At 60.8% G+C, this 14,638-nt stretch carries 15 protein-coding genes and 1 tRNA gene; 3 read left to right on the top strand and 13 right to left on the bottom strand.

The window, feature by feature from the left end:
- Positions 1-413: 413 nt before the first annotated feature.
- The 5 genes from AB1462_RS13565 to AB1462_RS13545 form a co-directional block, all read right to left on the bottom strand.
- Positions 414-920 carry a lysis system i-spanin subunit Rz gene (locus tag AB1462_RS13565; RefSeq protein WP_367246865.1) on the bottom strand — a complete coding sequence of 169 codons (507 nt, stop codon included), beginning with the start codon at positions 918-920 and terminating at the stop codon, positions 414-416.
- A gap of 2 nt (positions 921-922) precedes the next feature.
- The gene (locus AB1462_RS13560) at positions 923-1,231 is read right to left on the bottom strand and encodes a DUF6527 family protein (RefSeq protein WP_367246842.1); all 309 of its coding nucleotides are present in this window, start codon (positions 1,229-1,231) and stop codon (positions 923-925) included.
- The gene (locus AB1462_RS13555; RefSeq protein WP_367246840.1) at positions 1,228-1,737 is read right to left on the bottom strand and encodes a glycoside hydrolase family 104 protein; all 510 of its coding nucleotides are present in this window, start codon (positions 1,735-1,737) and stop codon (positions 1,228-1,230) included. The genes AB1462_RS13560 and AB1462_RS13555 overlap by 4 nt, the downstream gene beginning before the upstream one ends.
- A 435-nt stretch (positions 1,738-2,172) precedes the next feature.
- Complete coding sequence (locus AB1462_RS13550; RefSeq protein ID WP_367246838.1) at positions 2,173-3,063, bottom strand: hypothetical protein; 891 nt, start codon at positions 3,061-3,063, stop codon at positions 2,173-2,175.
- Between the two features lie 35 nt (positions 3,064-3,098).
- Positions 3,099-3,189 (bottom strand) — tRNA-Ser (locus AB1462_RS13545).
- A gap of 152 nt (positions 3,190-3,341) precedes the next feature.
- Between AB1462_RS13545 and AB1462_RS13540 the strand changes: the two genes are divergently transcribed.
- The gene (locus tag AB1462_RS13540; RefSeq protein ID WP_003174664.1) at positions 3,342-4,013 is read left to right on the top strand and encodes a Bax inhibitor-1/YccA family protein; all 672 of its coding nucleotides are present in this window, start codon (positions 3,342-3,344) and stop codon (positions 4,011-4,013) included.
- Between the two features lie 63 nt (positions 4,014-4,076).
- On the opposite strand, the gene murB is transcribed toward AB1462_RS13540, so the two are convergent.
- From murB to AB1462_RS13500, 8 genes are all read right to left on the bottom strand, one after another.
- On the bottom strand, positions 4,077-5,096 hold the full coding sequence (gene murB / locus AB1462_RS13535; protein WP_315337853.1) for a UDP-N-acetylmuramate dehydrogenase: 1,020 nt from the start codon (positions 5,094-5,096) through the stop codon (positions 4,077-4,079).
- A complete protein-coding gene (locus tag AB1462_RS13530; protein ID WP_090402886.1) occupies positions 5,093-5,557 on the bottom strand; it encodes a low molecular weight protein-tyrosine-phosphatase in 465 nt (154 codons plus the stop codon). The genes murB and AB1462_RS13530 overlap by 4 nt, the downstream gene beginning before the upstream one ends.
- Positions 5,557-6,321 (bottom strand): 3-deoxy-manno-octulosonate cytidylyltransferase, encoded by a 765-nt coding sequence (gene kdsB, locus AB1462_RS13525; protein ID WP_315337852.1) that lies wholly within the window; start codon positions 6,319-6,321, stop codon positions 5,557-5,559. The genes AB1462_RS13530 and kdsB overlap by 1 nt, the downstream gene beginning before the upstream one ends.
- Positions 6,318-6,503, bottom strand: a complete 186-nt coding sequence (locus AB1462_RS13520; RefSeq protein WP_003174668.1) for a Trm112 family protein — start codon at positions 6,501-6,503, stop codon at positions 6,318-6,320. Before AB1462_RS13520 ends, kdsB begins: the two co-directional genes overlap by 4 nt.
- 23 nt (positions 6,504-6,526) lie before the next feature.
- Positions 6,527-7,537, bottom strand: coding sequence for a tetraacyldisaccharide 4'-kinase (gene lpxK, locus AB1462_RS13515; RefSeq protein ID WP_315337851.1), 1,011 nt, complete (start codon positions 7,535-7,537; stop codon positions 6,527-6,529).
- The gene (locus tag AB1462_RS13510; RefSeq protein WP_090402879.1) at positions 7,537-7,965 is read right to left on the bottom strand and encodes a biopolymer transporter ExbD; all 429 of its coding nucleotides are present in this window, start codon (positions 7,963-7,965) and stop codon (positions 7,537-7,539) included. Before AB1462_RS13510 ends, lpxK begins: the two co-directional genes overlap by 1 nt.
- Positions 7,962-8,597 carry a MotA/TolQ/ExbB proton channel family protein gene (locus AB1462_RS13505; protein ID WP_090402877.1) on the bottom strand — a complete coding sequence of 212 codons (636 nt, stop codon included), beginning with the start codon at positions 8,595-8,597 and terminating at the stop codon, positions 7,962-7,964. The genes AB1462_RS13510 and AB1462_RS13505 overlap by 4 nt, the downstream gene beginning before the upstream one ends.
- A 109-nt stretch (positions 8,598-8,706) precedes the next feature.
- Positions 8,707-10,932 (bottom strand): DNA internalization-related competence protein ComEC/Rec2, encoded by a 2,226-nt coding sequence (locus tag AB1462_RS13500; RefSeq protein ID WP_367246836.1) that lies wholly within the window; start codon positions 10,930-10,932, stop codon positions 8,707-8,709.
- Positions 10,933-11,067: 135 nt separating this feature from the next.
- Between AB1462_RS13500 and AB1462_RS13495 the strand changes: the two genes are divergently transcribed.
- Positions 11,068-11,583 (top strand): DUF2062 domain-containing protein, encoded by a 516-nt coding sequence (locus tag AB1462_RS13495; RefSeq protein WP_027607322.1) that lies wholly within the window; start codon positions 11,068-11,070, stop codon positions 11,581-11,583.
- 246 nt (positions 11,584-11,829) lie between these two features.
- Entirely contained in the window at positions 11,830-14,583 is a 2,754-nt protein-coding gene (locus tag AB1462_RS13490) for a response regulator (RefSeq protein ID WP_090402875.1), read from the top strand.
- Positions 14,584-14,638 lie beyond the last annotated feature (55 nt).

Below are 14,638 nucleotides of genomic sequence, written 5' to 3'. Positions count from 1 at the left end.
CCAAGCAGAGAAGTTAAAGCTTGCAGTAGCTGAGTTAAGAGGTCTGATGAGCACATAGCCTATGTCGCTCCCTAAACCATGTCAGCAGCTTAGCCGAGACCTCAGAGAAGCGGCCGCTCTTCTAAAATGGGCCAGCATCGACCTTCTAAGAATAGCGGAAACCCTTCTTACACAGGGGGATGAGACAGGTGCGAACGAAATTATGACGATGGCGTTAAACTATCATGACATGGAAGTTAAATTATTAAGCTATTCAGATGAGGTGGGTGATGGAAAGATTTCGCGTGCAGAGAAACAGTAGCCGGAGCTTGAACTGATTTTACGTTGACCAAACAGCGCCCTTCATTTACACAGCACGCAAACTCTATTTCTACGTAGAACTATTACTATCGTACTCGCAGCATACGTATAGGTTATCGCATTACGGCATTTATATATGCCTGGCACGCTTTTAAAGCGATCAGTCCTTGGTCGCCGGCATCGGTGATGCCGATAATTCGTTGAGCATGCGCAGGGTCAAGTTGGGCTCGACCGGCTGCATGAACCACGCCGCCGGCGCCGGGGGTGGCAGGCACGTTGCAGCCACTGGCTGGGTCTTTGGCGTCGAGAAGGACTGACAGCCGCACATCAGCAGTAGCAAGGCGGTCACGCAACAGAGCCTGATTACGTTTGGCATCGGACAGTTCTCGGGTGTGCTGTTGATCGGAGACGGCGAGTTGTTGCTCTGTGGCCAGGCGCTTGTCCTGTTCGGTCTGCTGCTGGCGGAGCGCGGCCTGGGTAAGGTTGTTTAGATCGTCAGCCAGCAGCGCGGCCTGGCTCGCGAGCTTTCCCGTGTAACGCCACGCTTGCATCTGCCAGGCCCCGCCGAACGCAATAGCCATAGCAATCAATAAGACCGCCAATTTCTGTGGTGTGGTCAGCATTACTCATCCTCCCAATCGGGTAGGTCGACGGTCTGCCCCGCCAGATGGTGAATGCAGTCCTCAAGAAACTGAATGCGCCCACCGGTCACGAAGGAATGGCAAACCCGAGGGCCGTCAGACCAGGTGTATCGGACCAGGATGCTCGGCGTGAACGTTGGCGCGTCCAAGCTCCCATTCCACCCCCAGCGTGGACCAACCCCTGCGCCATGCGAAATCCCATGAGCTATGCCGCAGCCTGGACACTCAAAATACAGACGATCCTCCTCGACTTGGGCCAGGCACTGGGACACTTTCCGTAATGCCGTCATGACAGTGCTCCACCCGCCAGGCGGTACTGCTGGATCAGATCGGCAAGCCGGTGTTCACGCTGGCCATACCCTGCACCAGGCAGGCTTGCCCAAATATTCCGGCACTTTGCGATCGCGGATTCGACCCGGCCGGCATGCACGTCCGGTAGTGCGCGGCACTCGCGGATGTGCTGCAGAGCCAGCAGGTCCTGGCTGATAGGGCTGAAGTCAGGCAAGGCCAACAACGTTCGGTAATACGGCCAGTCCTTGAGCATCTGCTGGTAACGGCCCGAGGCATTCGAGGTGAGAACCTTGCTGTTAATGACCTTCGACGGGCGCCCCTTTGCGAAGGGGTGATCACTGAAATCCGTGAAGATCTCAGGCTTCCTGTCGATGCCCGTCACGATGACGTCGTAGCCATCCAGGGCTGTGGCCGGCGATGTGCTGGTCCCCTCGGACCAAGCCAGCATGTCGAGGAGGGCCAACGCATTGCGGCTGCCCGCTTGAGTGGTCGAGAGTCGTGCCATAGCCTTTTCTCCAGACGAAAAAAACCCGCACAACGGCGGGGATTAGAGGTGAAAGAAACTCTGTTGAATTCGTTTTATACGGCGCTGCACTCAAACGAATGTGGCCAGGAATCTCGTCGTGATAAGAAGTTCCGTCCTGTTATTAATTGACAGCCTTTGTGGTGGGGCACATCGCTATCATCTGCGCCAAATTAACCCTACAAGGAATACGTCAATCGTGTTGAGGCCCACCAAAACTACCAATCGCCACGGATGGGTTTGGGTCTATAAAAGAATCAGACGCCTTGGATTCGCTCGATTTACTGCTTGTTACAGAGCGTGTCTTTACGCTCTCAGAGGAGACACCGGAACTTTCAGGCTCAAAAATGGCTGGGAAAAATTCCGCTTCCGCCGCAAACCATGAGTTGCGGCGGGCTTATAGGTTTACCTGGCCAGCTATGGGAAAGTCGACGGTGCCGTGAAGGTGTCACCAGCAAACCGGCCACCTGCAGCGAAAGCGGCATCCCATAACGCCTTGTCGAGGGCGTCGACGTCTGCGTAGGTTCGCCCCGACACAGTCAGATCCTCGCAGTAGCCGCGATAGAAGATGTCCGAGGGGCATTGATTGGTCAGCGCGGAACCTGACCCACCGTTACCGAAAATAATGCTCCCGGCCGCTGCCGCAACCGTATCACCGCTACCAGCGGACGCTCGCATCGAGGAGTACCGGTTGGCCACGGCGTTGGCACCGCCGACGACGTTGTAAAGCCCGGAAGCCTTGCCGGTGTTACCGGCGCCACTCATGTACCCCAGGAAGTTGCCGCCGCTATCGATCTCCATGTACCGGTGACCGGTTGCGATTGCTGCACGTGTCCGGTGCGCCCATACCGAGAAATAGAACAGGTGGGTCTTGTTAGCGATGATGTAGTCGCGGATCGCAGCTGCGACATTGATCTGTGAACCATGACCACTTACCGCGTTATTCACCTGGCTGTAAATGGTGTGCAGGCCCTTCTTGGGCGTCCGCTCAAACAGAGCGTCAGCTGCGACCGCATTCCTGCTGAACACCCCCGCCAAGCTGCTCTCGGTACCCGCGCCAAGCACCGCTGCCGCTTCGGCGTAAGCGATATTCGGGATAACAGCTCCCGATGCCGGCACTCCGCTCACACCACCCAAGCTATGCCCCAAGTCGAATAGATACAGCGATCCTGTGCTCAGCAATGCATCGGAACGTAGAATGGGCAACGTCGTAACGGTGAAGGTGATGCCATCCAGCACCCTCCAAATAGGCAAAGTTTCGGAACGCCTCTCAAAAACCGTCGTGTTCCACCCAAACCCCAGAAACACAAAAGCCCCGCATTGCGGGGCTTTCGTTTAAATCTTGGCGGGAAACCAGGGATTCGAACCCTGGGAACGCTATTAACGTTCGCCGGTTTTCAAGACCGGTGCATTCAACCACTCTGCCAATTTCCCTTGTGCGTCACAGGATTAGAGTAGCCCATCCTGTCTCAGCGGGCGCCATAATACCCGAATGAAACACACTGTCAAACTCTCGCCATAGCTTGTTACAGAGCGTCTGTTATGATCTTTGCGACTGAACGTTTCAAAACCGAAGGAGTGTCGCCATGCGCGAACAGAATTACGCAGTGAATGGCAACGCGCAGGCTGAGCAGCTTGAAGTCAGCCGCGTGTTGCGCAACACCTATGGCTTGCTCGCCCTTACCCTCGCATTCAGCGGCGTGATGGCGTTCGTGGCCCAGCAGATGCGGGTCGGCTATCCGAATATCTTTGTCGTACTGATCGGCTTCTATGGCCTGTTCTTCCTGACCAACAAGCTGCGTGACTCGGCCTGGGGCCTGGTGTCTGCGTTTGCGTTGACCGGTTTCATGGGCTTTATCCTCGGCCCGATCCTCAACCGCTACCTCGGCATGGCCGGCGGTGCGGAAGTGGTCAGCTCGGCGTTTGCCATGACGGCCCTGGTGTTTGGTGGTCTGTCGGCCTACGTGCTAATCACCCGCAAGGACATGAGCTTCCTGGGTGGCTTCATCACCGCAGGCTTCTTCGTGTTGCTGGCGGCGGTGGTTGCAGGCATGTTCTTCCAGATCAGCGGCCTGCAACTGGCGATCAGCGCGGGTTTTGTGCTGTTCTCCTCCGTGTGCATCCTGTTCCAGACCAGCGCCATCATCCACGGCGGTGAACGCAACTACATCATGGCAACCGTCAGCCTGTATGTGTCGATCTACAACCTGTTTATCAGCCTGTTGCAGATCTTCGGCATCATGAGCCGCGACGACTGATTTACTCGCTGCATAAAAAATGCCCCGTATCGAAAGATGCGGGGCATTTTTGTTTTCACGGTATTAGTACTGGTTGGGTTCCATTTCCAGCTCGACCTTGAAACGCTCGGCGATGTCCCGTTGGATACGCTGGGCCAGGTTGGCTATATCGTGCCCTGTGGCGCCGCCATAGTTGACCAACACCAGCGCCTGCAGCGTATGCACGCCGGCATCGCCGTCACGAAAGCCCTTCCAGCCGGCCTTGTCGATCAGCCAGCCAGCGGCCAGTTTCATCTGCCCATCCGCCTGCGGGTAGGCCACCAGGTCCGGATACAGCGCCTGTAACTCTTCAGCCTGGGCCTTCGATACCAGCGGGTTCTTGAAGAAGCTGCCGGCATTGCCAAGCACTGCCGGGTCGGGCAATTTTTCGCTACGGATGCTGCAAATCGCGCGACTGACATCGCTCGGCGTGACCTCGGTGATCCCCTGCCCTGCCAGGCGCTGCTGCACTGGGCCGTAGTCGAGTTTGAGGTGGCTGGCGCGACTCAAGACGAAGCGTACCCGCAGGATCAGCCAGCGCCCGGTTTCGTGCTTGAACAGGCTGTCACGGTAGGCAAAGTTGCATTCTTCCAGGCTGAAGTCGCGCAGCTCGCCCGTCTGGCGGTCCAAGGCGGTCAAGCCGGCAAAGACATCCTTGATCTCCACACCGTAGGCACCGATGTTCTGCATGGGGGCAGCGCCCACGGTACCGGGAATCAGGCTGAGGTTTTCCAGGCCGCAGAAGCCCTGTTCAAGGGTCCACAGTACAAACGGGTGCCAGGCTTCGCCGGCTTCGGCTTCGATCACCACCTGCACGCCATCATCCTGCAGCACCCGAATGCCCTGGGTGGCCATGCGCAACACCAAGGCAGGAATGTCCTGGGTCAGCAGCAAGTTGCTGCCACCACCGATCACCAGCAAGGGCAACGCCTGGGTCGCCGCATAGGCCAGTGCCTCGCGTACATCGGCATCACTGTGGGCTTCGGCAAACAGTTGGGCACGCACATCAATGCCAAAGCTGTTGAATGGCTTGAGCGACACCTGCGCCAGTACTTGCAAGGTCATAACCGTCCCTTCAATTCGATCACCAATAAATCACACGCCCGCTCGATCAGGTCCAGGACCCGTTCGAAGCCTTGTTCGCCTTCGTAGTAGGGATCCGGCACCTCGTCCACTTCCGCGTCATAGCGGCGCAGGAACAGGTCCAATTCCGCCTTGCCCTGAGTGGGCTGCATGGCCTTGAGATTGCGCAGGTTGCTGTTGTCCATGGCCAGGATCAGGTCGTAGCGCGCAAAGTCGGCGCGGGAGACCTGCTGGGCACGCTGGGCCGACAGATCGTAGCCGCGCACCAGCGCCGCACGTTGGCTGCGCTGGTCCGGCGGATTGCCGATATGCCATTCGCCGGTACCGGCGGACGCCACCTCGACCAGCCCCGCCAACCCGGCTTCGCGCAATTTATGGCGCAGTACGCCCTCAGCGGTGGGCGAGCGGCAGATATTGCCCAGGCAGACAAACAGAACCTCCATCAGGCCCCCAACAGGCGACGGACGCGTTCAAGGTCTTCCGGGGTATCGACACCCGCAGGTGGTGCTTCCAGGGCGTCCCCCACGTGGATACGTACGCCATGCCAAAGGGCTCGGAGTTGCTCCAGGGATTCGGTATTTTCCAACCAGCACGGGCCCCATCTGACGAAGTCATGCAGAAAACCCGCACGATAGGCGTAGATACCGATATGGCGGCGGTACGGCACGCCTTCCGGCAGCACGTCAGGGTTCTTGGCGAAGGCGTCGCGCGCCCAGGGCAAGGTCGAACGGCTGAAGGTCAGCGCCAGGCCGTTGACATCACTGACCACCTTCACCACGTTCGGGTTGAACAGGGTGTCGATGTCTTCAATCGGTTCGGCCAGGGTAGCCATACGCGCTTCACCATGGGCGGCCAGGTTGGCGGCCACCTGGTCGATCACACCCGGCGGGATCAACGGCTCGTCGCCTTGCACGTTAACCACGATGGCGTCTGACGCCAGGCCAAGCTGCGTGGCCACTTCGGCCAGGCGATCGGTGCCGGAGTTGTGATCTTCACGGGTCAGTACCGCTTCGGCGCCGAACCCTTTGCAGGCTTCGATGATGCGCGGGTCATCAGTGGCCACCACGACGCGCTGAGCGCTGCTTTTGCAGGCCTGTTCCCACACCAGCTGGATCATCGGTTTGCTGCCGATCAGTTGCAGCGGCTTGCCCGGCAGGCGCGTCGAGGCGTAGCGGGAAGGAATGACAACGGTAAAGGCTGTGGTCATTTATCCAGGCGCTCGTCGGTGGTCAGGGTGCGGGCTTCGCTTTCCAGCATCACCGGGATGCCATCACGGATCGGGTAAGCCAGGCCGGCGCCCTTACTGATCAGCTCGGTTTTATCGGCGCTGAGCTTGAGCGGGCCTTTGCAGATCGGGCAAGCGAGGATGTCGAGCAGTTTGGTGTCCATGAGTGTTTCCTGGAAAGAAGCGTTTAAGGCAAAAGACGGGCGGGCAGCAGGCGCATCAGCTGCATGTCGAACCAGGCGACGAACGCCGGCGACGGCACCGCATCTACCGCAAGGTACCACCAGTCGGGCTGGGCAAAGGCGCGGCACTTCACCGCGTCCTTCTCGGTCATGACCAGTGGCAATGACGGCGTAAAATTCAAGACCTCGGCGCTGTAGGGCGCGTGGTCGGCAAAAGCATGGGGAATCGGCTGCCAGTGTAGCGTTTCGAGGGTGTTGAAGAAACGTTGTGGGTTGCCGATACCGGCGACCGCATGTATCTGCTGCCCCTCAGGAAAGTACGCCACCGACGTGCGTTCGCCGCTGCGCAGGTTGACCAGTGCGGTGGGCTGCAGGCGAAACGCAAAGCCATCGTCGCGATCCGAGCCGGCACCGTTGTAGAGCAGCGCATCAACACTGTGCAAACGCTCAACCGGTTCGCGCAATGGCCCGGCCGGCAGGCAACGGCGGTTGCCCAGGCCACGGGCGGCGTCGATCAGCACCAATTCCAGGTCACGGGCCAGGCGGTAGTGTTGCAGGCCGTCGTCGGAAAGGATCAAATCGAGGGTTTCGCTGGCAAGCAAGGCCTTCACCGCACGGCTGCGGTCGGGATCGATCATCAGGGGCACGCCGCAGCGCTGCACGATCAACAAAGGCTCATCACCCGACACCGTGGCGCTGTGGCCGGCCTCGACGCGCCATGGCAACTGCGGCGGCTTGGCGCCATACCCGCGACTGACCACCCCTACCCGCAGGCCACTGCGCCGACAGTGTTCGATCAACCACAGGATCAACGGCGTCTTGCCGGTGCCGCCCACGGTGATATTACCGACCACCACCACTGGCACCGGCGATTGATAGATCTCGCCCTCTCCCGCCAGGAACCGCGCGCGCTTACGCTGCACCACCCGGCGATACAACGACTCCAGCGGACGCAACAACGCGAGCGCCGGATGGCCCTCGTACCAGGCCTTGAGCAAACGATCGGACATGGCCATCAGGGTTGGCTCGCCGCCTCGACAGTGCTCATGCGCAGATGGCTGAAACCGAGCTTGCCGGCGGCGTCCATCGCGGTGATCACGGCCTGGTGCTGGGTCTTGCCATCGGCACTGATGGACAACGGCATTTTGGTATCACCACCGGACTCTTTCTCCAGGGCAGCGATCAGGCTGGCGAGGTCGTTTTTCTCCAGCAACTGGTTATTCACCGAAAACGCCCCGTCGGCGCTGATGGCGATGTCCAGTTGCTTGACTTCCTGGTCTTCGGCCGGCGAACCACTCACGGCTTCCGGCAGGTCGACGCGCAGTTCGGTCTGCCGGGTGAAGGTGGTGGTGACGACAAAAAACAGCAGCAGGATAAACACCACGTCGATCAACGACGCGAGGTTGATATCAACATTTTCCCGTTGCTTGCGGCGAAATTTCACGCTTTGCCCCCAATCAGGTCCACATCACGGTCGCCCTGCACCACTTCCACCAGCTTGATGGCTTCCTGCTCCATACCGACCACCAGTTCATCGATGCGCCGCTGCAGGAAACGGTGGAAGAACACCGAGGGAATACCGACCATCAGGCCCGCCGCCGTAGTAATCAGGGCCTTGGAGATGCCCCCGGCCAATACGGCCGCGTTGGTGGACATGCCCGAGCCCATGAACGAGCTGAAAATATCGATCATGCCCAGCACCGTCCCCAGCAAACCGAGCAACGGCGCCATGGCCGCGATGGTGCCGAGGGCGTTGATATAGCGCTCCAGCTCATGGATGACACGGGCGGCGGCCTCTTCGATGCACTCTTTCATGATCTCGCGACCATGCTTGGAGTTGGCCAGGCCAGCGGCGAGGATTTCACCCAGCGGCGAGTCGGCGCGCAGTTCCTTGAGTTTTTCCTTGTCCAGTTGCTTGTTCTTGATCCAGCCCCAGACCTGCCCCAGCAGATGCTCGGGGGTAACGCGACTGGCGCGCAGGGTCCACAAACGTTCGGCAACGATGCCGAGTGCGGCGATGGAACTCAAGATGATTGGCAACATCATCCAGCCGCCAGATTTGACCAATTCCCACACAGTGAATGTCCCCTCGAAAAAGTGCGCCACTTTACCATATAGGTTCGGCGGCGGGGTTCGGCGGCCGTGGACCCGTCTGTCCCAGCCGCCGGTCTTTAGTAAGGCTGGGTTACGGTAACGTTTCGCGCCAAAAACGGCGTTGACTACGCGCAACAGTCGGTGGCTCGAAAGCCCCTAGTTGCACACGCACCGCGCCCTGCTCGGCACTGTCATACAGCTGGCTGCCCAGTGCCCGGTAGCGCTCAACCACCTGCGGGTGAGGATGGCCGAACGCATTGCCACGCCCGCGGGAAATCAGCACCGACGTGGGTGCCAGCCGCTGTAGAAAAGGCCATGACGACGAACTGCGACTGCCATGGTGCGGGGATTGCAACCAATCGGTGCGCACGGCCAACGATGAGGCGAGAAATGCTCGCTCGGCTGCCCGATCAATATCCCCGGTGAGCAGCATTCGCTCACCATTGGCCTGGACCTGCAGAACACAGGACTTGGAGTTGCCTTTAATCGCATCAGGCCACTGCCACAGCTCGAATGACACACCGTCCCAGATCCACTGTTCACCGCTGACACAGGGCTGGGTTGCGAGAAACGCGGGCAAGCCCTCGGTTTCACCGCCCACGACACGTCTGATCGGCAACCCTCGGGCAACAGCCGACGCCCCGCCGGCATGATCGGCGTCGGCATGGCTCAGCAGCATCATATCCAGCGTCCCTACGCCGAGCTTTTTCAACGCGGGCACGACCACGCGGGCACCGAGGTCAACCGCCCCCGAACGCGGGCCGGCATCGTAGAGCAACGTGTGATGGCGAGTACGCAGGATCAATGCCTGACCCTGCCCGACATCCAACTGCACCACCTCCACCCGCCCATGGGGCACCGGCTCGCGGGGTGGAAATACCGCCAACAACAGCAGCGGCCAGCCCAGTGGCCGAAACGGCACGCCTCTGGGCAGCAATAACAGCACCGCGCCGAACAGGCTGATCAGCCAGTAACCCAGGGGCACCTCGGCCGGTATCCAGGCAGGCATCTGCCCTGCGAGCCATGCCAGGCCCCGGAACAACACGTCAAGCGCCCCACCCGCCAGCCACAACAAGCCCTCCCCCACATGCGGCAGCGGCAACAATGCGCTCCCCAGCAACGCCAGTGGCAACACCACGAGGCTGATCCACGGCACGGCAATCAGGTTAGCCAGAGGCGCACTTACGCTGACGGGCAAACCGAGCACCAGCAGCACAGGAAACAGACCAACGGCAATCAAGCACTGGGGACGTGTCCATGCCTGCCAGACACTCCACGGCCCCAACCGCCCACCAAATCCCAGGACCAGCGCAGCGACAGCCGTAAAGGACAGCCAGAACCCGGGCTGCAGGCTGGCTAATGGCTCCAGGATCAGCACCCCATTAAGTGCCAGCAACAATGGCCACCAGAACCCCAGGTGACGAAAGCGCAAGCGCCACAACAGCACCAGCCCCACCATGACGCAGGCCCGTTGCACGGGCACGCCAAACCCTGCCAACAGGCCATACCCCAGCGCGGCGGCAAAGGCCAGGCCGCACGCCCAAGGCAGCCACGGCCAGGTGCGGGGCCAGCAACCGTAGCGTGCAAGCAGCGCGACCAACCCGTAGATCAGGCCTGCCAGCAAACCAATGTGCTGGCCTGAAATCACCAGCAGGTGCACCGTGCCGGTGTCCTGCAACACCTGCCAGTCTTCGGCCGCCAGTCCGGAGCCATCCCCCAACACCAAGGCCGCCAGGCCCGCCTCGCGGCCTTGGGCGTCCACCGCCATAAGGCGTTGGCGGACAGTGTCACGCCAGGCATGACGAGCCGGCGCAAGGCGCTCGCCATCCTTCACCGAGCCGGTGGCGCCAACGCGCTGGGCCAGCAGCCACGCCTCCTGATCAAAACCGTGAAAATTGAGCAGCCCGGAAGGCCGCTTGAGCGTAACGGCCAGACGCCAGCGCTCGCCACTGCGTACCGGCGGCCCGCCGTGCCAGGACACACGGATGCGCTTGGGCAGCCGCGCGTTGCGCGCCTGGCTGTCGGCCAGCTCAAAACGTACGCCCGTCCCCGTCTGCTGCGGCAACCCGGTTACACGGCCCTCCAGCCATCGCGTCTGGCCATCCAGCGCCGGGCGCAGTCGATCATCCAGCGCCCACTGCGCACTGATGCACGCCCAGCTCAAGCCCAGTAGGAAAAATGCCAGTGGCGACGTGCGAAAGGGCAATAGCATCAATGCCAGCACCAGCATGGCTATCAGCCACCCTGTCGGCGGCAACGCCGGTAGAAAACGCAGGGCCAGCAACCCCAGCGCGAGCGCGAACATCCCTGTCTTCATGAACCCTCCTTTTCAAGTGATCCACTCAGTCTTAGACGGGTGCCCAGCGCGTCCTATGATGTTTTGTCACAAAGTCTGAATTTTCTGTTTATAGAATGCGGGCATACTTGCCCCTCGAACTGACCTGGACCCCTTATGCCCCGGCGCTTATTCAAACGGTACATGCCCGACCCAACCAGTATCAGGGAACACAAGTCATTACAGTTTCTTGGCACGTTGCTGCACGACCCAAACCTCTGGCACCTGAATCGGCACTCCGTGGCACGCGCCATGGCGGTGGGTTTGTTCGCGGCTTTTATCCCGATCCCGTTGCAGATGCTCCTGGCGGCAGTGCTGGCGATCACCGTGCGCGGCAACATGCCCATCGCCATCAGTCTGGTATGGCTGACCAACCCAATCACCATGCCGGTGGTGTTCATCTGCACCTATATGACCGGCGCCTGGCTGATGAATGTGCCGCCGCGCAGCCTGCCCGACGACCTGACCTGGGAGTGGATCAGCGGCCAGCTGAGCACGCTGTGGCAGCCCTTCCTGCTGGGCTCGGTGGTGTTGGGGCTCGTGTTGGGCGCATTGGCCTATTGCCTGACCATGGGTTACTGGCGCTGGTGGGTCGCGCACCAGTGGAAAAAGCGCAAACAGCGGCGCGGTTGAAGGTCAACACGCCCGCCAGGACAGATACACACTGGCCAACCCTTTTCAAAGCACGTTTTCTCCATGAGTGATTATTCAAGATAACCCCGCCACAGGCCGTCGCTACCCGGCATCAAATGGTCCGAAGACTGCCCCCTGTGATGAATTTGCAAGATTCCAGACCGCGCAAATGGCTACACTGCGCAGGTGGCGCGGGCCGGATGCCCGCGTGGAAGATTGATATCAGTGTGGTAGCAGGAGAGTGGCGTGCTTAGAAGAATGGGGATAAAAGGCCGCGTACTGTTGCTGACCTTATTACCAACCAGCCTGATGGCCTTGTTGTTGGGGGGGTACTTCACCTGGATGCAGCTCTCGGAGTTGCAGGCCCAACTGCTGCAACGCGGCGAAATGATCGCCGAGCAACTGGCGCCTCTGGTGGCTCCCGCCATGAGCAGCAGGAACACCGATCTGTTGGAGCGTATCGCCACCCAATCCCTGGAACAGACGGACGTGCGTACCGTGGCGTTCCTCGCGCCGGACCGCGCGCCCCTCGCCCACGCGGGTCCGACCATGCTCAACCAGCCGCCGGTCGGCAACAGTTCCCACTTGTTGCAGCGCACCGGCAACGACGCCACGCGCTACCTGCTGCCGGTGTTTGGTCGCCATCGCAACCTGGCGGGCGATTTGATCCCCGATGAAGCCGATCGCCTGCTCGGTTGGGTCGAGGTGGAGTTGTCCCACAACGGCATGTTGCTGCGCGGCTATCGCAGCCTGTTCGCCAGCCTGTTGTTGATTGCCATCGGGCTGATCTGCACCGCAGCCCTGGCCCTGCGCATCAGCCGTACGATCAACGCGCCGATTGGCCTGATCAAACAAGCGGTGGCCCAGCTCAAGGACGGCAACCTGGAAACCCGCTTGCCACCCTTGGGCAGCCAGGAGCTGGATCAGCTCGCCTCGGGCATCAACCGCATGGCCGAAACCCTGCAAAACGCCCAGGAAGAATTGCAGCACAGCATCGACCAGGCCACCGAAGACGTGCGCCAGAACCTGGAAACCATCGAAATCCAGAACATCGAACTGGACCTGGCGCGCAAGGAGGCCCTGGAGGCCAGTCGAATCAAGTCCGAGTTCCTGGCGAACATGAGCCATGAAATCCGCACCCCGCTCAACGGCATACTCGGCTTTACCCACCTGCTGCAAAAAAGCGAGTTGACCCCGCGCCAACTGGATTACCTGGGCACCATCGAAAAATCCGCCGACAATCTGCTCGGCATCATCAACGAGATCCTCGACTTCTCGAAGATCGAGGCCGGCAAGCTGGTACTCGACAGCATCCCCTTCAACCTGCGGGATTTGCTGCAAGACACCCTCACCATCCTCGCCCCCGCCGCCCATGCCAAGCAGCTGGAACTGGTGAGCCTGGTCTACCGCGACACGCCGCTGGCGCTGGTGGGCGACCCGCTGCGGCTCAAGCAGATCCTGACCAACCTGATCAGCAACGCAATCAAGTTCACCCGCGAAGGCACCATCGTCGCCCGGGCGATGGTCGAGGACGAACAGGAAGACAGCGTGCAACTGCGCATCAGCGTGCAGGACACCGGCATCGGCCTGTCCAGCCAGGATGTGCGCGCGTTGTTCCAGGCGTTCAGCCAAGCCGATAACTCACTGTCGCGCCAACCCGGCGGCACGGGGCTGGGCCTGGTGATTTCCAAGCGCTTGATCGAACAGATGGGCGGTGAAATCGGCGTCGACAGCACGCCGGGCGAAGGCTCTGAATTCTGGATCAGCCTGAACCTGCCCAAGACCCGCGACGACGTCGAAGACCTGCCCTGCGCGCCGCTGCTGGGCCATCGCGTGGCGGTGCTGGAAAACCACGAACTGGCGCGCCAGGCCCTGCAACACCAATTGGAAGATTGTGGCCTGGAAGTGACGCCGTTCAATACCCTGGAAAGCCTGACCAACGGTATCACCAGCGCTCACCAGACCGAGCAGGCTATCGACCTGGCGGTACTCGGCGTCACCGCCAACGATATTCCGCCCGAGCGCCTCAACCAGCACCTGTGGGACCTCGAACACCTGGGTTGCAAAGTGCTGGTGTTGTGCCCCACCACCGAACAGATGCTGTTCAACGAGTCGGTGCCCAACCCCAACAGCCAGTTGCAGGCCAAGCCGGCGTGTACCCGTAAGCTGCGCCGTGCCCTGTCCGACCTGATCAGCCCGCGGCCGTCACGCAGTGAACCGGGCGAGCCATTGTCCAGCCGTGCTCCGCGTGTGCTGTGTGTCGACGACAACCCGGCAAACCTGTTGTTGGTGCAGACCCTGCTGGAAGACATGGGCGCGCAGGTACGAGCAGTGGAAAGCGGTTACGCAGCGGTCGACGCGGTGAAACAGGACACCTTCGACCTGGTGCTGATGGACGTGCAAATGCCCGGCATGGACGGGCGCCAGAGCACCGAGGCGATCCGCCAGTGGGAAAGCGAGCGCCATGGCACGCCGTTGCCGGTGGTCGCCCTCACCGCCCATGCCATGGCCAACGAAAAGCGCGCCTTGCTGCAAAGCGGTATGGATGATTACCTGACTAAACCCATCAGCGAACGGCAACTGGCCCAAGTGGTGCTGAAATGGACCGGCCTGGCCCTGCGCAACCAGGTGCCGGAGCGCGCCGTCGAAGGCCTGGGCCCAGGCGTGCAATTGCCGGTGCTGGACCACGAGGAAGGCCTGCGCCTGGCCGCCGGCAAGACCGACCTGGCGGCCGACATGCTGGCCATGCTGCTGGCCTCCCTGGAAGCCGACCGTCAGGCCATTCACGTCGCCCGCGACGCCAAAGACAACCTGGCCCTGATCGAACGCGTCCACCGCCTGCACGGCGCCACCCGCTACTGTGGCGTGCCGCAACTGCGCGCCGCCTGCCAACGCGCCGAAACCCTGCTCAAGCAGGACGACGCCAGGGCCATGACCGCGCTGGACGAGCTGGACATGGCCATCGCACGGCTGGCCAGTGAAGCGCGGGTCAGCGTCTGAGCCTGATTTGATAGGAGGGAGGCGCATGTTTGTTACTCGTAAATTGCAGGGAGCT

The organism is Pseudomonas sp. SB113, from assembly GCF_040754745.1.
Taxonomy (GTDB): Bacteria; Pseudomonadota; Gammaproteobacteria; order Pseudomonadales; family Pseudomonadaceae; genus Aquipseudomonas; species Aquipseudomonas grimontii.
Note: the sequence above shows the minus strand (reverse complement) of the source record. Positions and strands in the feature narration are given on the sequence as shown.